This window comes from Vibrio sp. CB1-5 (assembly GCF_059412285.1).
Genome location: NZ_JBJHPB010000011.1, coordinates 18,817 through 36,300 on the forward strand (window position 1 = coordinate 18,817; position 17,484 = coordinate 36,300).

The following is a 17,484-nucleotide window of genomic DNA, read 5'->3' on the forward strand; positions in this document are numbered from 1 at the left end:
AACACCATCCAGATAACGGCGCTATTAGAACACCAATTTATTAGTTTTACCTACCGTATTTTGAACCGGAAGGTAAATTTATCACCATTTTTGTCACTCAAAGTAGTCAAACTCGCTATTTGTTGTAGTTTAATTACAAACATAACCCTAAACCCCCTTTCATCAGGGAGTTAGCGTTCTATTTTCGTAGATTAATGACAGCATGAGGGGTGATATGGGAACGGTTTACCGATCACTATCACTACTTAGCGAGTAGATAAGGTTGAGAGGTCTACTTTTCGTAATCCGGTCGCCAACTGGGCGACCGGTTAGGGAGGCTATTTGTAAGCGCCTTACTTAGAAACGCCTAGAGAAGTCACGTTGCTGCCTTTGCGGCCGCTGAACTGGAATAGTTTATTGGCGAATTGATAAAGCGCGTCATCGAGAATGCGTTCATCAATCGGCTTGCCGACAATAAAGTCTGCACCCGCTCCCATCATGCGCTCATGAGTCTCTTTGAACACATCTGCGGTGCAGCCGAAGATGAGGGTGCCTTTTTCTTTGCCTGGCATGTTGCGAATGCCGGCGATGGCTTCCACACCATCCATCACGGGCATGTGGTTATCCATTAAGATCAAATCGTAGCTTTGGGTCGCAACGGCTTTTAACGCTTCTTCACCATTGACTACAGAATAGGTAATGAAGCCCTTACGCTTCATAAAGGTTTCTATAATGATGGTGTTGGTACGGTTGTCTTCAACAATCAGTGCTTTAAGGCCGCAATAATCAAGCTTGCGCTCTATGTGTACATCCAGCGGTTTTGGTATACAGCTAGCGAGCCTCACCGTAACTTCAAACTCGGAGCCTATACCCTCTTGGCTGGTAAGTTGGATGTCACCACCCATCACGAACGCAATCTCTTTCACAATCGCGAGCCCTAGCCCGGTACCGCCAAAACGGCGAGTGGTGCTCGACTCGGCTTGTTCAAAGGGTTTAAATATGCGTGCTTGGGCTTCTGGAGCAATACCAATACCCGTATCTTTTACACGGATGGTTAGGGTGTTTTTTTCCACTCCAACTTTCTCTGACAGGTACACGTCTATATTGCCCTGTGAAGTAAATTTCACAGCATTATTAAGCAGGTTAAACAAAATTTGGCGCAAGCGCGCTTTGTCGCCTTGGTACCAACGCTCGTCCTCAATATCGGAGTATACGCTGAATTTGAGTCCTTTCTCGTTACACAAGGTATGGTAGACACTGTGCATACTGCCAATAATGGAGTTGAGTGGGAACGGGTGACTATCAAGCTCAATATGGCCTTGCTCAATTTTGGAGTAATCGAGGATCTCATTGAGTAGCGACATCATATGATCGCCGGAATCATACAGGGTTTTAAGGTGCTTTCTTTGTTCTACTGAAAGCTCGGTTTTAAGCAAGATCTGCGCGGTACCGAGTACGCCATTCATTGGGGTGCGGATCTCATGAGACAGTGTGGCAAGAAACGCGGTTTTGGCTTTGGTGGAGGCTTGCGCCTTCATACGCTCTTGGTCTAGGTAAACGGTTTTTTGGTTAAAACTGTCTATTAGGTAACGGATCTCGTCTGGGCTGCGATAATTGATATCGATGCTGCCGCCATGGCGTGATTCATCCACCTCTTTTGCTATGATAGCGATCGGCTTGATCAGATATTGGTTGATAAGGTAGTAACCAAACATCAAGCACAGCAACATAACTGGAACAATACCTAACTCTACACTCTTAACGATATCTGCCACCTCATCGGCGACCTGCCTTCTAGCGTTGACGACTTCTAGGCTCCAATTAAACTCACCAAAACTAAGCTGACTAATATAAATATCGCGCTGTACCCTAAAGTTGTGCTCAGTAATAACTTGCTGATTGGCATCGCGGACAATCACGCCGAGATCGTGCTCTCTCGCTTTACTTTTTACAAAACCAATCAAATTTTCTAGCGACAAATCCACGGTGGCAACACCGGCAAACACACCGTCAATATAATAAGGCGCGGAAGCGGTGATCATCTGAACATGGGTATAGGGATCTACATAAACCTCAGACCAACTAATGGTGTTACTCGGTGTGTCTTTTACCGACGTATACCAAGGTTCAATATGATAACCAGCGGTTTGGGGATTGTTCCACAAGTCGATTTTGTCGACTTCACCAGTACCAGTGCGGTTATAGAACAAGCTAGAGAGCTTAACATTAGGGTCAATGGAATACGGTTCGGGCCAGATACCACCGCTGACCGCAATACCGTCGTTCAGCTTGAAGACTTGGCACAGGGCTCTGTCGAGTGATTGACGATCAGTTATGGTCTCCCCCATAGCCGCAATACTTTTTAATACGCCGAGGGAGCTGTGAAGAGGAGCCGAGATCTCAGCAGCAAGGAATTCACTTCGAATATCAAGATTCTGTTCTAGCTTGGCACGAACAGGCGACTCCACCACCCAGTAGGTGATACTGCCAAAGATGGCAATAAACACGGCCAGGTAGACTGCGAGTGCAATAATGCTTTTCTTTTTTAGCGACTCTTTGATAACCGATTTTTGCAAAACCATAGCGAGAGAAGACTTCCTTTCTTCGTGTGTATGAACTGCATCTTCTTGAGATGTCTCGTTACTTCAGTATAGCTATAGGTAATTGAAGCCTAGCTTGTTACTATACTCAAGATATTCATATTTCAGCCCTAACGGTAAAGCATTTTGGAACTAAAAGACATACTTTCCCTTCCTGAGCTAGAAGGAAAACTACTCAATAAAGCGCAAACTCAAGGCTTCGTCACTTCTATGGCATCGGCTCCACACACCTTGCCACCCGAAGAATGGCTACCGTTTTTGTGGGGCGGTGAAGAAGTGGCACCTTTTACTTCGGGCGAGCAGCTAGAAGACTACGCTCAAGCGGTGATTACGCTTTGGAATCAATACCGCCCAGCGCTGTTAGATGGTGAATGGCAATGGCCAGAAGGTTGCAAGTTGGATGAGGAAGAGATCGTTACTCAAGAAACCAAAGACTTTTGTGAAGGGGTGTTACAAGGTTGGCAACTTGCTCGTGATGACTGGGAAACACTGATGCCAGAGAACAGTGAAGATAACGCACTGCTTGGCGGCGTATTGCTTTCACTGAGCATGCTGTACGATCCAGAAACCTCGATTGCGACGCTGCAAGCACAAGGCATTGAAGGTCTTGAGCAGTTCAATGAAATCTATGCTGCTATGCCAGTTATGCTATGTGGCATCACGCAAAAAGGCGCGGTTTTAGCAGAGAACCAGTAAATAGCAGACAATCAATAGTTGGTTGAACAGCTATAGTTAGCCAACCGTATTGCTAATCAAAACGCCCTCACTATTGTGAGGGCGTATTTGTATTAGAAAGCTTCCGTAAAGTTGAAGTAGAACGCTGAGCCGTGGCGCCCCATACCGAGGTCCAGTCTGATGTTCATTCGAGGTTGGAGTTCATAACGATACCCTACCCCGTATGAGATAATGGCATGCCCAGACAAATCCTCCATAGCGTTGCCTACCGAGCCAACACCCGCCCACGCTGTCATACCATGATTCGATAGCACGCCAGAATCACGTCGAAATGTATGACGATACTCTGCAGTGACTTCAGCCGTTACTTTGTCGCGATATTGTCCTTGGTAGTAACCGCGCATTGAACTCGCACCACCGATTTCCGGCATGTCGTAATACGGCACGTCTCCGAATGCTTGCTGATATTGAGCAAGCAGTGCGATCACTCTGCCTTCGGCGACGCTGTGGAAAGTACGATACTCCATATCAAGCTTTTGATATTCCGCCTGACTACCTAGTGCCTCACTGTATAGCAGCACTTCACTGCGAAACAGCGAACCACTCCATGGGTTCACGGCCACATCACGGCTATCGTATTGTAGACTCACGCCTACACCCCAAGTAAATGGCTTGTCTTTAAAGGTGTTAAAGTTTTCATCCATAAAGGCCGCTTCGGGCTCTGAGGTTGGGCTGTAGTAATTCAGTTTTACAGCAGGCCCTGCAAACCAGTTGCCAGTTAAACGATAGATGAGGTTGCCTTTGTAGTTGTTCTCGATAGCGGAGTACTTTGTTACCTCACCGAATTCAAAGTCGTTCGCTGCGTCATAGCCAATGCCCCAATAGTGCTTGCTCTGAGAACCAAAATTAAAGTTGCCTTTGAACTGAACATCGTTGTTGTTCCAATACAGTTCATGATGTCCACTTAGGCCATAGCCCACCTCAGAATCACCATAGTTACCAATCAAGAACGCCGATAAACTTGAGCGTTGCAGCGCACTTTGCGCGCGATCAGTCTTGAATGAGTACAACCCGCCTAAGGCAACCAATAGTCCTTGCTCAGGGGTATAAGCAGGCCCCCCAAGAAAGCTAAACATAGGTAGGCCATTGATTTCTTGATAGTACTTTTTAGCGTACTTCAAATCGCTCACGGCCTGTTTTTTAGTGACTTGGCTGTTGGCATCTTGTTGCGCTTGATCATCCCCATGGTCTTGGGACTTGAGATCGTCGATGACGTTTTGGTACTCATCGACTCGCGCATTGGCTTTATCGATATCGCTCTCGAACACCATATCCTCTTTAGAGGTTGGCAGAGAGTGAGGAGCATTGGAAGCTTCTAGGCTAGCCGCATTAGCCGCCGAGCTGGACACAAGTGCAGCAACCAAAGAAACCGACAACAAACGAACGCGCATGGATAAGGACACCTTAATCAACAGAATGACATTTAGTGAATGAACGTTCATTCACTAAATTCATAAAACGCGCGCATAATATACAGTATGTATGCTTGTATCAATAAATATTTTGTATGGTATCGATTACGTTACATTGTCGTAAGAAGAAGCCTGCAAACAACGCCTTTATTGGCGGGCTATACCGACTCCCAGCGGAAAGAATCAATGCGCTCATCGGCGATGTAAAAAAGTTTGGCACCAGGCTCAATCACCAAATCGAGGTCAGGATTGAGGACTATCCCTTGCCCAACGTCGACAGCAATCAACGTCGCTTGGTATTCTGCTTTCATCCATTGGAACAATGCATTGACTTTAGTCGCTTTAGCAGAGCTTGGGTAGCGGACGGAGTACTGAGTCATTCCGCGGGTTGAGCTTAGTAGCTCTTGATGAAGTGCACTCGAGCCTGGATCGACTGCGGCCTTGGCAAGCATTTCTGCGCCTACAGCAGGAATACACTCAGAATTCGGACAGTGTTGGTGTAGTAGGTCGCTCAGCGCTTCGTCTTTAAAGTAGACCAATAGATGCGCCTTAGGATTACGGTTCGCACAGTAGAGCGCTGCGGATAAGGTGATATCGTCTTCTGGGTTGTCGATAAGAATGCAGCTAGCAGATTCGATGTTAGTCTTTTCCATCTCACGACCATCGGTATAGCTATTTACTTTAACGAAGGCAATTTCACCCGGCAGCGGGTTTTCTATATCAGAACGGCTACACAACACAATGGGTCTTCTGCCCGTCTCTTCATGTTGTAGCATTCGAATAAGGTGAATCGTACGCTGACCATTCCAGCCTAACATCAAAATATGGTTATCCACTCTTACCTTCCTTTTTCCCAACTGACCTGCGCGCCAAGATTCCAAACCTAACGCTGCCATTCGGCCAAGCAGCGCTGCAAACAACATTAACCCACCAGGGATAACAAATAATATAGCGACCCATCGACCGGCCTCTGTAGTTGGCGAGAGATCGCCGTAGCCGACCGTCGATGCCGTCACGACAATAAAATAGACAAACTGTGAGATAGGCGTTGTGAGCTCTGTTTCGCCACTCAGAGACAACAGCCCCCAAGACACAACAACATAAAGCAGTAGCGCCGTCATCAAAGTTCGAAATTTAAGTTCAAACAAATGGCTGTGTAACCACTTGCGAAGCTGGATCCAGATAACCACGTGATTCCTTGTGAGCTTTTTGTAATAAGCATATACGAAAAAACCAGTCCGAAGACTGGTTTTTAGTTATTAATGTGAATGAATCAGCGAGTTACGCGTTACCTTTCACTTTAATTTGTAGCTGCTCAGCAAAATCAAGCATGCGATTTAACGGGATCAGTGATTTCACGCGAAGTGCCTCATCAACAAAGATTTCGTGCTCTTCGCCACCATCACGTAACGCTTTCTCAATCGCTTTTAGGCCGTTCATTGCCATCCAAGGACAGTGTGCACAGCTGCGACATGTCGCGCCGTTGCCTGCGGTTGGCGCTTCGATGAGCTCTTTCTCTGGCACTAACTGCTGCATCTTGAAGAAGATGCCTTTGTCAGTGGCCACGATAAGCTGCTTATTCGGTAGCTCTTTCGCCGCTTTGATAAGTTGGCTGGTTGAGCCTACTGCGTCAGCGAGGTCAACAACGCTTGCTGGCGATTCTGGGTGCACCAGAATGGCTGCATCTGGGTAAACCGACTTCATGTCTTTCAGTGCTTTTGATGAGAATTCGTCATGAACGATACACTCACCTTGCCACAGTAACATGTCGGCACCGGTTTGATTCGCAATGTACGAACCTAGGTGGCGGTCTGGACCCCAAATAATCGGTTTGTCTTCAGCATCTAGGCTTTCAACAATTTCAAGCGCGATACTTGATGTTACTACCCAATCAGCGCGTGCTTTCACCGCTGCCGATGTATTGGCATAAACCACAACTGTGTGGTCTGGATGCGCGTCACAGAACTCTGAGAACTTGTCTGCAGGGCAGCCAAGATCAAGCGAGCACTCTGCTTCCAGTGTTGGCATTAGGATGCGCTTTTCTGGCGTTAAGATCTTCGCAGATTCGCCCATGAAGCGAACGCCAGCAATGATCAACGTTGATGCGTCGTGACGGTTACCGAATTTCGCCATTTCTAGCGAGTCACCCACAAATCCACCCGTCTCTTCTGCAAGAGCTTGGATCTCTGGATCGGTGTAATAGTGTGCAATCAGAACCGCGTCTTTTTGTTTTAATAGCGACTTGATGCTTGCGATGTACTGCTGCTTCTCGTCATCAGATAACGGAACAGGCTTAGGGGGAAACGGATATACCGTATCAATTGAGTCTAAGATGTGGCTCATAGCGGTTGCTCTATGCTACTTCCAAATAGTCCGAGCATTGTACACGGATATTATTGATAGAACAAAGGCACTAGGGCAGGAATCGACCAAAGTTGAATAGAAAGTGGCCTGAACGGGCTGTGGAGGAGATAGTTTGGGAATTAAGCTGCTCACTTAATCCCCAAAATCACTTTACTGCAAATTAGACTTAGCAACCTTGGCAGAAGAACTGCCTGGGTATTCGCTGATCACTTGCTCGTAGTATTTCTTCGCTTCGTCAGCTTTTTTGCCACGCTTGGCAATGTCACCCAACTTCACTAGAGCGTCCGCTCGTTTGTTGGATTTTGCAAAACCAAGCACAGCCTTAAAACTTTTTTCTGCTTCTGCGTCTTGGCGTTTAGCGAAATACAGCTGGCCTAGCCAGTAGTGGCTGTTTGGCATGAAGGTCGATTCTGGGAAATCAGTTTGGAACTGTTTGAAGGCTGCAATCGCGCCCGTGTAGTCGCGTTTTTTCAAAATCAGGTCGACAGCGTTTTGATAGGCTGTTTGCTCATCCACATTGGTGGTGAACTTGCCGTCGGGTTTCGCCTTATCTGTCGCGACAGGAACTGCGACGGCCGCTGCGCCTTGTTGTGAGCGAAGCTTGTCAATTTCAATAAACAGTTCGCGTTGACGCTGAACCATTTGCTCCATGTCATAAGTATTACGTTCTAGCTGGCCGCGAAGGGTGGCAATTTCTTGCGTCATTTCATCGAGCTGCTGTTGCATCTGCAGTTGCACTCGGTTGCGGTTTTGCAATAGGCGCTCTAGGCGCTGAACGTCGGTTTCGTTAGCAGCGGATGCCGCTGTAATACTGGCAGCAGTTGCCGAAGAAGATGTTGCGCTCAAGTCGGTAACCGGTGCTTTCGCAGCAAGCGCTGAGCTTGCCATTCCGGCTAGTAACGTAAGCGTAACAGCGCGCTTAATGTTACTTGTCATAAAGGTAGGATCCTTAATAGCCGAGCCCTAAAACGACAATGTTGCAGCGCGAACGCTGCAACATGTTCAATCTTGGGCAGATTGGATTAGTAAACGAGTACTGCGCGACGGTTTTTCGCGTACGCGTCTTCAGATTGACCTAGTACTAGTGGCTTCTCTTCACCGTAGCTTACGATAGAGATTTGGTCTGCTTGTACACCAAGAGCTTGGATGTACTTAGCTACCGCTTGTGCACGACGCTCGCCTAGTGCGATGTTGTACTCAGGTGTACCGCGCTCATCTGCGTGACCTTCGATAGTCACTTGTAGTGATGCATCTTTGCTTAGGTATGCTGCGTGTGCTGCAAGCATATCTTCGTAGTCGCCCGCGATAGTAGAGTTATCGAATGCAAAGTAAATCGTTTGGTTTTCACGAAGTGCTTTTTCTTTTAGCTCTTGCTCAGTTAGCTGTGCATTCTCATCAATTGGTGTCGCAACCGTTGTTGTTTCTTGTTGCGTTTGGTTGTTTGTCTCTGCACCTGTTGATGACGCAGCGTCGTCGCTTGAGCTACACGCCGTCATTGCAAGAACTGGCAGTGCGATTAGCAACCCCTTAAAAACTTTGTTTAATTGCATTGTTATTTCCTTAACCTAAAAAATTTAATTGCTATAAAAACGGTGACCATGCAGGTGCTCTTACGCGCCCGTTTGTCGCCGGTAATCTAGCTTTAAATCGCCCATCAATAGATACCATTGAAAGGACGTTAGTTTTGTTATAGATGGAGCTGTATATCACCATGCCACCATTTGGTGCGATGCTTGGTGATTCATCGAGCAGTGTTTTGGTGAGGATCTGTACCGAACCGGTTTCTAGATCTTGCTTTGCAAGATTGAATCCAGAGTTGGAACGATTCACCATCACGAGGTAACGACCATCAGGGGTGATCTGCCCACCGAGGTTTTGGCTACCCTGCCACGTGATACGTTTGGTTTTGCCATCAGACAAATTTACTTCATAAATCTGAGGGTTACCACCCCTATCCGACGTAAAAATAAGGGAATTACCGTCTGGTTTCCAGAACGGTTCTGTATTATTTGATCGGCCGCGAGTAATTTGACGCAGTTTTCTGGTTTCCAGATTTAGCGTATATACATGCAGTTGCCCAGTCTTCGACAAGGTGATTGCGAGAGACTTCCCATCCGGGGAGAATCTTGGCGCACCATTGTGACGAGGGAATGACGTTACCTTCTCACGCTTACCTGTGTAGATATTCATGATGAAGATTTCTGCTTGGCCATTTTGGAAGCTAACGTAAGCCAGCTGCTTACCATCAGGTGACCAAGCTGGAGACATCAGAGGCTGCTTAGAGCGTAGAACCATCTTCTCGTTGTAGCCGTCGTAGTCCGCGATTCGCATTTGATATGGGTACGCGTCTTTATCGTTCACTACAACGTAAGCGATGCGCGTCAAGAATGCGCCGCGCTCACCAGTTAGCTCTTCATACACTAGGTCTGAAATACGGTGTGCGTATTCACGAAGACGAGGTCCCGGTACCGTCGCTTTTTTCTTAAACAGAATGTGGTCGTTCGAAAGCACCAATTGGCCATCATCGCTCAACGCTTTAGACTGACCGCCGGTTAACTGTCCACGTACCACATCGACTAACTGGTAGCTGACTTCGTAGTTGCCTTCGGCATTTTTTACAATCGTTCCGGTAAGCAGTGAATCTACGCCCATCGCAGTCCAAGCTTCAAAATTTATCGTTGATGCATCATATGGGGTTTGTGGCATCTTGCTGGTCGCCACGGGGCTGAACTTACCGCTGCGCTGCAAATCTGATGAAATCACTGCCGATACATCATGTGGCAGTTTACCCTCGCCTTCCCATTTGAAAGGCACAATGGCAATCGGTCTTGCTGAGTCGATACCATCGGTGATAACAAGTTCTAATGCGGCGTTGGCAGTTTGAGTCGCGAAACTCATGACCATGGCCATTCCTAGTAATATTCGCTTAATCACAGGTTTTTCCTTATAACTGTGGCTTATATGTCAAGTTAATGTTCTTTAGCTGAGCATTAACTTCAGGAAATTCGGAGAGGGGAAACGAACGCACCTGTGAAATGGCACTTTTCGTGGCATTGCACAAGCGAGCATCGCCCTCTATTACTTTTACAGCCCCTGCAATCGCACCGCTGCCTGCAGGGATCAGTTGCAGGTTTACACGGCATTCTTTACCGCGAAAGCTGGAGTCGGTGAGAATATGCTGCTGGATAAGCTGCTTGTAGATCTCACCCATTTTGGCAAGTTCAATATCCACCTGACTGGAACGAGCCGCGGAGTTACTCGCGGCTTCACTTTCTAGTCCTGAAAAAATATCGTTCAGTGCTGCCTCTTGCTCTTTTCGCTCGTGCTCAAGTTGCTCAAGACGCTCTTTTTCAATCCGCGCTTTTTCAGCCGCTTCCGCCGCGGCTTTTTCCTGGGCGATACGTTCTTGCTCGGCACGCTCTGCGGCCTCACGCTCACGTTGGGCTTTTTCTTGCGCTTCTTTCACTGCACGCTCTTTTTCAAGGCGCTCTTGCTCGGCTTTAGCAATCGCAGCTTCCTCAGCAATGCGTTTTTTCTCTGCTACGCGAATCGCCTCTTCTTTCGCTTTACGCTCAGCTTCGGCTTTTTCGGCACGCTCTTTTTCGACCTTACGACGTTTTTCTGATTCGCGAGCGGCTTGAGCATCTTTCGCTTGCTGCTCTTTCAGCTTACGAATTCGCTCTTCCTCAGCTTTACGATTACGTTCTAGCTGTTCACTTTCACGACGCAATTTATCGAGACGATCTTGCTCTTTTTTAGCAGCGGTTTCGCGCTGTTTGCGGATTTCTGCCGCTTGCTGGCGTACGCGCGCTGGATCGATCACCACGGCTTGCACCATTCCAGTTGGCTCCGCTTTATCCATGTTAAAGTCGGTGCCCCACAGTAATGCGACGACAAGCAATGCGTGAGCAAACAAAGAGATCGCTATTGGCTTTCCGTAGCTGTTATTAGTGTGCTTATTGCTTTTCATACGGCTGCGACAACTATTCCCTTAGATCCGTGAGTAGGCCAACCTTTGGAATACCCGCTTGGCTAAGCTCATCCAACAATAACACCACCTCAGCGTATGGTGTGGAGGCATCACCACCCACCGCAACTGGAGAGTTAGGGTTTATTGAAAGCTCAGCTTTAACTCGTACGATAATGTCTTGAAGACTCAAACCTCGTTTTACATCTTCATTGTTTACGCTTAGCCCTAAGTTCCCGTCACGGTCTACTTCAACAATGATAAAGCTTGCATCAGTGTCACCTGCAAGCTCTGAGGCAGGCTTAGCTGTTGAGGTCTTTGGCAGCTCAACATCCACTCCCTGAGTAACAAAAGGCGACGTCACCATGAAAATAATAAGTAACACCAGCATAACGTCGATATAAGGTACGACGTTAATCTCACAGGTCAGCTTGCGTTTTTTTGGTTGGTAGCCAGCCATTATTGCTCCCTAGCGGCCATCGCTTGACGGTGCAAAATACTGTGGAACTCTTCTGAGAAGGTCGCGTAGTTATGCTCAAGCTTACTTACTTTGTTGCTCAGACGGTTGTATGCCATTACTGCTGGAATCGCTGCAAATAGACCCATCGCTGTTGCAATCAACGCTTCCGCGATACCTGGCGCGACCATAGCAAGTGTGGCTTGTTTTACTTCACCTAGCGCGATAAACGCATGCATAATGCCCCAAACAGTACCAAATAGTCCGATGTAAGGACTGATAGAACCCACGGTCGCTAAGAATGGCAAGTTTGTTTCTAGATCTTCCACTTCACGGGATACAGCAACACGCATTGAACGACCCGTGCCTTCCATGATGAAAGCTGGCGAGTCGGCGTTCGACTTACGAAGGCGTAAAAACTCGGTAAAACCAGAGTAGAAAATCTCTTCTGTACCTGAAAGCTCATCTTTGCGTTTTTTCACATCTTGGTAGATGTGAGAAAGATCGGCGCCTGACCAAAAACGGTCTTCAAACGTCTCAGACTCCTTGGTGGCTTCTTTTAGCACTTTGCTGCGCTTGATGATCATAGCCCAAGATACGACTGACATGCCCATCAGAATCAGCATAACCAATTGAACAAGTAGGCTTGCCTCGAGTATGAGGTCTACAAATGAAATATCAGCCGTCACTGTGTTTTAACTCCACTAAGATAGACGAAGGAATGGCCTTCGGCTTCATTTTAACATTATCTATACATGCCACTTTAACCAGAGCTTTCGCTATTGTCACACCTTGTTGGTCAACAATTTCTTGAGCAAATGTTAGCGACGCTTTCTTGAATTCTTCAATAAAGGTTTTTACGGTGAGCTGGTCATCCAAGCGTGCACCGCGGATAAAGTCGATATCCATATGACGAACTACAAAACCGGTGTGCTCTTCTAGCAACACGCGCTGATTAACGCCTTTACTTCTAAGTAGCTCGGTACGGGCACGTTCAAAAAAATTGAGGTAGTTCGAGTGGTAAACGACACCTCCCGCGTCCGTGTCTTCGTAATAAACGGTCACAGGAAATTCGAAGTACGATGATAACTGAGACAAACTGATTACTTCCTAAATAAAACTATGCATTAATATAACGCAACTCATTGTGATTGTTATAAGTGCTGACAAGAATTTTTGATTAAAGTGCCAAAATTTACACTTTATTGATGAAGATATTAGCGATTACTCGCTTTTCATTGTTTCAAAAAGTAAAAAACCCGAGCAATAGCTCGGGCTTATTCTAAAAAACGTACATTAACGTTAAGTAACTCAATACAGTTAGCGACAAGTACGGACTAAATACCACCTGCCACAACCAAAATCTTGGTTTGAAGCCGATACCGTAGACCATACTCGAACAGAGAGACAATACAAACGCCAGTCCTAGCCATGGTGCAAAACCACCGATGGCTGCATCGTAGCCCTCTGGACTCCACATAAACAGACCTGCGTTGGCAAAACCAAGCACCAGTGATAAGGCGCGAAGTAGCACCTTATCCATAGGCTTGTGAATCTGCTCTAACTGTTGGTTAAGCTTACTCACTGTCTTTGTCCATCATCTCACTGTGTTCAAGCCAAAGTGCATTGATGATACCGAACGCACAAGCCAAAAGAACACCTAAAATCCAAGCGAAATACCACATGTTAAATGCTCCTTAGTAAAGTGAATTCTTGTTTTCTTCGATGAACTTGTCATCAAGACGACCAAACATTTTGTAGTAAGTCCAAGCTGTGTAGCTCAAGATCACTGGCACCATAACGAAAGCAACAGCCGTCATTAGGTTCAGTGTTAACTCACTTGAAGTTGCATCCCACATAGTCAGACTATGGTTAGGGTTTAGACTGCTTGGCATAACAAACGGGAACATAGCGAAGCCCGCTGTGAAGATGATACCGCCATTCGCAAGCGAAGAAGCAATAAACGACACCGCGCACTTCTCAAGGCGCGAAGCCAATACTGCTAGCAGTGGCATCACTACGCCAAGCGCAGGAGCAATCCAAAGTAATGGATACTTCTCAAAGTTTTCCATCCACGCGCCAGCTTCACGAACGACCTCTTTATTCAGTGGGTTCGATGCTGCGTTACCATCGATCGCGCTAACGATTGTGTAGCCGTCAATGTTTTGAATCCAGAAGCCAGCTGCAACGAATGCCGCAACAACAAGTAGACCCATGAGCTGCGCCGTGTTGCGAGCACGAGTATGGATGTCACCGGTTGTCTTCATTTGTAGCCACGTTGAACCTTGCAGCAAGATCATGAACAAGCTAACAAAGCCGCAAAGCAGAGCAAATGGGTTTAGCAGACCAAAGAATGAACCATGGTAGGTTGGCATCATGAAGTCGCTCAGTTGGAACGGTACGCCTTGAAGCAGGTTACCAAACGCCACACCAAAAATGATTGGTGGCACGAAACCACTGATTGAAATCGCGATATCCCAAGCGTTACGCCATTTGGTATCTTCCAGCTTTGAACGGTAGTCCAAACCGATAGGACGAAGCCATAGTGCAGCTAGCGTGACAATCATTGCAAAGTAGAAACCAGAGAACGACGTTGCATAAACCAAAGGCCATGCAGCAAATAGTGCACCACCAGCAGTGATTAACCACACTTGGTTACCGTCCCAGTGTGGGGCGATAGAGTTGATCATTACACGGCGTTGGTTATCCGTTTTACCTAGGATAGGTACTAACGCACCCACCCCCATATCAAAGCCATCTGTGATAGCGAAACCAGCAAGCAGTACGCCGATTAGGATCCACCAGATGAGTCGTAAGACTTCGTAATCAAACATTCTTTTTCTCCTTGCTTACGCTTCTACTTGACGGCTAACTTTGTTCTCTACCGTTTCGTCATTTTGTTCGAAATGGTAGCGACCTGTCTTCAAGCTACTTGGACCTTTACGTGCGAATTTCACCATCAAGTAAACTTCTGCAATTAGGAACACAGTATATAGGGCGATAATGGCAAACAGTGAAGTCCATAGCTGACCTACTGTGAGCGCTGACGCTGCTACATGGGTTGGAAGAATTTCACCAACCGCCCATGGCTGACGTCCGTATTCAGCAACAAACCAACCTGCCTCGATAGCGATCCAAGGTAGTGGGATACTGAATAGCGTTGCCTTAAGAATCCATTTTTTCTGTTCAATTTTTTGGCGACAGGTCTGGATAAATGCAGCGCCAAATACGAATAGCATGATAAAGCCACAGCCAACCATGATTCGGAACGACCAGAATAGTGGCCAAACTTTAGGGATAGAATCATCCGCAGCTGCTTGGATTTGGTCTTCAGTCGCGTCTACTACGTTTTCTGTGTAACGCTTAAGCAGTAGACCGTAACCAAGATCATTTTTCACTTCATCAAACGCAGTTAGGTTTGCATCGCTGCGGTCACCTGCACGAAGTTTTTCAAGCAGCTCATACGCGTACATACCTGTACGGATACGATCAACGTGTTCTTCACGTAGGTCATGAAGGCCAGTTACTGGTGTATCAAGAGAGCGTGTTGCAATGATACCCATGACGTATGGGATCTTAACCGCGTAATCTGTGTGCATTTCATCTTGGTTTGGTAGACCAAACAAGGTAAACGCTGCTGGTGCTGGCTCGGTGTGCCACTCTGCTTCAATCGCCGCGAGTTTCACTTTCTGAACATCACCTAGCTCATAACCAGATTCATCACCCAGTACGATAACGGAAAGAATCGACGCCATACCGAAAGACGCTGCAATAGCAAACGAACGACGAGCGAACGCGACATCACGCCCTTTTAGTAGGTAGTAAGAACTGATACCAAGGATGAACATTGCACCAGTGGTATAGCCTGATGCTACGGTGTGAACAAACTTAACCTGAGCAACTGGGTTGAGTACAACCTCTGCGAAGCTAACCATTTCCATACGCATGGTTTCGAAGTTGAACTCGGCACCAACTGGGTGTTGCATCCAACCGTTTGCAACCAGGATCCATAGTGCAGAGAAGTTCGAACCAAGTGCAACTAACCACGTCACAGCTAAGTGTTGACGTTTTGAAAGCCTATCCCATCCGAAGAAGAAGAGTCCGACAAAGGTGGATTCGAGGAAGAAGGCTACGAGGGCTTCGATAGCAAGCGGGGCACCGAATATGTCACCAACATAATGCGAATAGTAAGACCAGTTGGTACCAAACTGGAATTCCATAGTAAGACCGGTGGCAACACCTAGAGCGAAGTTAATACCAAATAGCTTACCCCAGAACTTTGTCATGTCCTTATAGATTTGCTTATTGGTCATTACGTAGAGGGACTCCATGATGGCGAGCAGGAATGCCATACCGAGAGTCAATGGAACGAATAAGAAGTGATACATTGCCGTGAGTGCAAATTGCAGTCTCGACAGATCAACAACGTCTATCATGGAAACTCCTTTTGTGTCGATAGAACGACACTTTCTACATTATGCGCGAAGGACACAATGTTTAAACGGCATTAATCTTGTTGAGCAAACCGCCAAACTTGTTGAGCTTATTGTCATCCTTGTTGCAAAAATGTACCTCAATGGTTAGTTAATTGTTAAGCTTGCGCTAATATAGCTGCGGCTAATATTACTGTTAAATTGATTCAGTTTCAAAAGGTTTATTTGAGGGGTTTGCCTTGATTTACATCAATAAACACCAAGTGACGATTGAGCAATCTTTAATCACATTGATATAGATCAAGTTAGCGTACTTTTAGCTACCAATTTGAGAAGGAGAAAATAAGTTAGGAATGAGGGGGATACCCCTTTAGGGGCAATGGATTATAGCTCTATTCATCAGCAATGTGAAAATCTATTGATATCGTGATTGTAAGAGAAAATGCAAAAGTCCAATAATACAAAGCTGCATATTTGCAATATTAGCTTACAAATATACAGCTCAAGAATGCTTCAAAACCAAACCACTACGAACGGTCTATACCAAAGTGCAAGTAAGCTCTATCCGATGCGATACGGCCGCGAGGGGTACGTTGCAAATAACCTTGTTGAATGAGGTAAGGTTCAATCACATCTTCTATCGTGTCTTTCTCTTCACCAATGGCTGCCGCTAGGTTATCAAGACCAACTGGCCCACCGGAAAACTTCTCCATTATGGCAAGAAGTAGCTTTCGATCCATATAATCAAGGCCTTGATGATCGACGTCCAACATGTTCAATGCTTTATCGGCGATATCAGCACAGATATGCCCATCCCCTTTTACTTCAGCGTAATCTCGAACGCGGCGCAAAAGACGGTTGGCAATACGTGGTGTACCGCGAGCTCGGCGGGCAATCTCCAACGCGCCCTCAGGCTCCATTGATAAGCCAAGACAACCAGCGCTGCGCTGAACGATCTTTTGAAGATCGGCAATCTTGTAGTATTCAAGACGCTGAACAATACCAAATCGGTCACGAAGCGGTGATGTCAATGAGCCAGCACGTGTCGTTGCACCAATGAGCGTAAACGGTGGCAAGTCGATTTTAATAGAACGCGCCGCAGGCCCTTCACCAATCATGATATCCAGCTGATAGTCTTCCATCGCTGGATACAGTACCTCTTCCACCATTGGACTTAAACGGTGGATCTCGTCGATAAACAAGACATCGTTTTCTTCAAGATTGGTCAACAGCGCAGCAAGGTCACCTGCTTTTTCAAGTACTGGCCCCGAAGTAGTGCGGATGTTGACTTCCATCTCGTTGGCAACAATATTCGCCAGCGTGGTTTTACCCAAGCCAGGAGGTCCGAATATCAATAAGTGATCGAGCGCTTCGTTACGTAACTGTGCAGCTTTGATGAAAATTTCCATCTGGTCGCTAACATGCTCCTGACCTTCATAGTCAGCTAGCTTCTTAGGACGAATAGCTCTATCGATGACGTCTTCATCACGGAAAACTGGGTTCTCTGGGGCGATTAAGCGATCGGCTTCAATCATCT

Annotated in this window: 17 protein-coding genes; 1 reads left to right on the forward strand and 16 read right to left on the reverse strand. The window is 46.6% G+C overall.

Annotation, left to right across the window (positions count from 1 at the left end):
- Positions 1-332: 332 nt before the first annotated feature.
- On the reverse strand, positions 333-2,561 hold the full coding sequence (locus ACJB0T_RS10085; protein WP_479290661.1) for a hybrid sensor histidine kinase/response regulator: 2,229 nt from the start codon (positions 2,559-2,561) through the stop codon (positions 333-335).
- 144 nt (positions 2,562-2,705) lie between these two features.
- On the opposite strand from ACJB0T_RS10085, the gene ACJB0T_RS10090 reads away from it, so the two are divergent.
- Entirely contained in the window at positions 2,706-3,275 is a 570-nt protein-coding gene (locus ACJB0T_RS10090; protein ID WP_479290662.1) for a UPF0149 family protein, read from the forward strand.
- Positions 3,276-3,367: 92 nt separating this feature from the next.
- Here ACJB0T_RS10090 and ACJB0T_RS10095 read toward each other — a convergent pair whose 3' ends face one another.
- The 15 genes from ACJB0T_RS10095 to ruvB form a co-directional block, all read right to left on the reverse strand.
- On the reverse strand, positions 3,368-4,756 hold the full coding sequence (locus tag ACJB0T_RS10095; RefSeq protein WP_479290663.1) for a BamA/TamA family outer membrane protein: 1,389 nt from the start codon (positions 4,754-4,756) through the stop codon (positions 3,368-3,370).
- Between the two features lie 128 nt (positions 4,757-4,884).
- Positions 4,885-5,874: a potassium channel family protein gene (locus ACJB0T_RS10100; RefSeq protein ID WP_479292280.1), complete on the reverse strand. Its 990-nt coding sequence runs from the start codon at positions 5,872-5,874 to the stop codon at positions 4,885-4,887.
- 133 nt (positions 5,875-6,007) lie between these two features.
- Positions 6,008-7,069 carry a quinolinate synthase NadA gene (gene nadA, locus ACJB0T_RS10105; protein ID WP_479290664.1) on the reverse strand — a complete coding sequence of 354 codons (1,062 nt, stop codon included), beginning with the start codon at positions 7,067-7,069 and terminating at the stop codon, positions 6,008-6,010.
- A gap of 171 nt (positions 7,070-7,240) precedes the next feature.
- Positions 7,241-8,026 carry a tol-pal system protein YbgF gene (gene ybgF / locus ACJB0T_RS10110; RefSeq protein WP_479290665.1) on the reverse strand — a complete coding sequence of 262 codons (786 nt, stop codon included), beginning with the start codon at positions 8,024-8,026 and terminating at the stop codon, positions 7,241-7,243.
- Between the two features lie 86 nt (positions 8,027-8,112).
- Complete coding sequence (gene pal, locus ACJB0T_RS10115; RefSeq protein WP_112460501.1) at positions 8,113-8,640, reverse strand: peptidoglycan-associated lipoprotein Pal; 528 nt, start codon at positions 8,638-8,640, stop codon at positions 8,113-8,115.
- A gap of 31 nt (positions 8,641-8,671) precedes the next feature.
- A complete protein-coding gene (tolB, locus tag ACJB0T_RS10120) occupies positions 8,672-10,000 on the reverse strand; it encodes a Tol-Pal system beta propeller repeat protein TolB (protein ID WP_479292282.1) in 1,329 nt (442 codons plus the stop codon).
- Between the two features lie 34 nt (positions 10,001-10,034).
- Complete coding sequence (gene tolA, locus ACJB0T_RS10125) at positions 10,035-11,060, reverse strand: cell envelope integrity protein TolA (RefSeq protein WP_479290666.1); 1,026 nt, start codon at positions 11,058-11,060, stop codon at positions 10,035-10,037.
- Positions 11,061-11,073: 13 nt separating this feature from the next.
- Positions 11,074-11,517 carry a protein TolR gene (gene tolR, locus ACJB0T_RS10130; protein ID WP_479290667.1) on the reverse strand — a complete coding sequence of 148 codons (444 nt, stop codon included), beginning with the start codon at positions 11,515-11,517 and terminating at the stop codon, positions 11,074-11,076.
- The gene (tolQ, locus tag ACJB0T_RS10135) at positions 11,517-12,203 is read right to left on the reverse strand and encodes a protein TolQ (protein ID WP_479290668.1); all 687 of its coding nucleotides are present in this window, start codon (positions 12,201-12,203) and stop codon (positions 11,517-11,519) included. The genes tolR and tolQ overlap by 1 nt, the downstream gene beginning before the upstream one ends.
- The gene (gene ybgC, locus ACJB0T_RS10140) at positions 12,193-12,612 is read right to left on the reverse strand and encodes a tol-pal system-associated acyl-CoA thioesterase (RefSeq protein ID WP_479290669.1); all 420 of its coding nucleotides are present in this window, start codon (positions 12,610-12,612) and stop codon (positions 12,193-12,195) included. The genes tolQ and ybgC overlap by 11 nt, the downstream gene beginning before the upstream one ends.
- A gap of 184 nt (positions 12,613-12,796) precedes the next feature.
- Entirely contained in the window at positions 12,797-13,099 is a 303-nt protein-coding gene (gene ybgE / locus ACJB0T_RS10145) for a cyd operon protein YbgE (RefSeq protein ID WP_112460496.1), read from the reverse strand.
- The gene (gene cydX / locus ACJB0T_RS10150; RefSeq protein ID WP_000270284.1) at positions 13,092-13,199 is read right to left on the reverse strand and encodes a cytochrome bd-I oxidase subunit CydX; all 108 of its coding nucleotides are present in this window, start codon (positions 13,197-13,199) and stop codon (positions 13,092-13,094) included. Before cydX ends, ybgE begins: the two co-directional genes overlap by 8 nt.
- Before the next feature lie 12 nt (positions 13,200-13,211).
- Positions 13,212-14,348 carry a cytochrome d ubiquinol oxidase subunit II gene (gene cydB, locus ACJB0T_RS10155; protein ID WP_479290670.1) on the reverse strand — a complete coding sequence of 379 codons (1,137 nt, stop codon included), beginning with the start codon at positions 14,346-14,348 and terminating at the stop codon, positions 13,212-13,214.
- Positions 14,349-14,363: 15 nt separating this feature from the next.
- Positions 14,364-15,950: a cytochrome ubiquinol oxidase subunit I gene (cydA, locus tag ACJB0T_RS10160; protein WP_479290671.1), complete on the reverse strand. Its 1,587-nt coding sequence runs from the start codon at positions 15,948-15,950 to the stop codon at positions 14,364-14,366.
- A 524-nt stretch (positions 15,951-16,474) separates the two neighbouring features.
- A complete protein-coding gene (gene ruvB, locus ACJB0T_RS10165; protein ID WP_479290672.1) occupies positions 16,475-17,482 on the reverse strand; it encodes a Holliday junction branch migration DNA helicase RuvB in 1,008 nt (335 codons plus the stop codon).
- Positions 17,483-17,484: the final 2 nt, after the last annotated feature.

Coding starts and splice junctions, on each gene's coding strand:
- ACJB0T_RS10085 (WP_479290661.1), bottom strand. CDS start 2,561: ATGGTTTTGCAAAAATCGGTTATCAAAGAGTCGCTAAAAAAGAAAAGC.
- ACJB0T_RS10095 (WP_479290663.1), bottom strand. CDS start 4,756: ATGAACGTTCATTCACTAAATGTCATTCTGTTGATTAAGGTGTCCTTA.
- nadA (WP_479290664.1), bottom strand. CDS start 7,069: ATGAGCCACATCTTAGACTCAATTGATACGGTATATCCGTTTCCCCCT.
- ybgF (WP_479290665.1), bottom strand. CDS start 8,026: ATGACAAGTAACATTAAGCGCGCTGTTACGCTTACGTTACTAGCCGGA.
- pal (WP_112460501.1), bottom strand. CDS start 8,640: ATGCAATTAAACAAAGTTTTTAAGGGGTTGCTAATCGCACTGCCAGTT.
- tolB (WP_479292282.1), bottom strand. CDS start 10,000: ATGGCCATGGTCATGAGTTTCGCGACTCAAACTGCCAACGCCGCATTA.
- tolA (WP_479290666.1), bottom strand. CDS start 11,060: ATGAAAAGCAATAAGCACACTAATAACAGCTACGGAAAGCCAATAGCG.
- tolR (WP_479290667.1), bottom strand. CDS start 11,517: ATGGCTGGCTACCAACCAAAAAAACGCAAGCTGACCTGTGAGATTAAC.
- cydX (WP_000270284.1), bottom strand. CDS start 13,199: ATGTGGTATTTCGCTTGGATTTTAGGTGTTCTTTTGGCTTGTGCGTTC.
- cydB (WP_479290670.1), bottom strand. CDS start 14,348: ATGTTTGATTACGAAGTCTTACGACTCATCTGGTGGATCCTAATCGGC.
- cydA (WP_479290671.1), bottom strand. CDS start 15,950: ATGATAGACGTTGTTGATCTGTCGAGACTGCAATTTGCACTCACGGCA.
- ruvB (WP_479290672.1), bottom strand. CDS start 17,482: ATGATTGAAGCCGATCGCTTAATCGCCCCAGAGAACCCAGTTTTCCGT.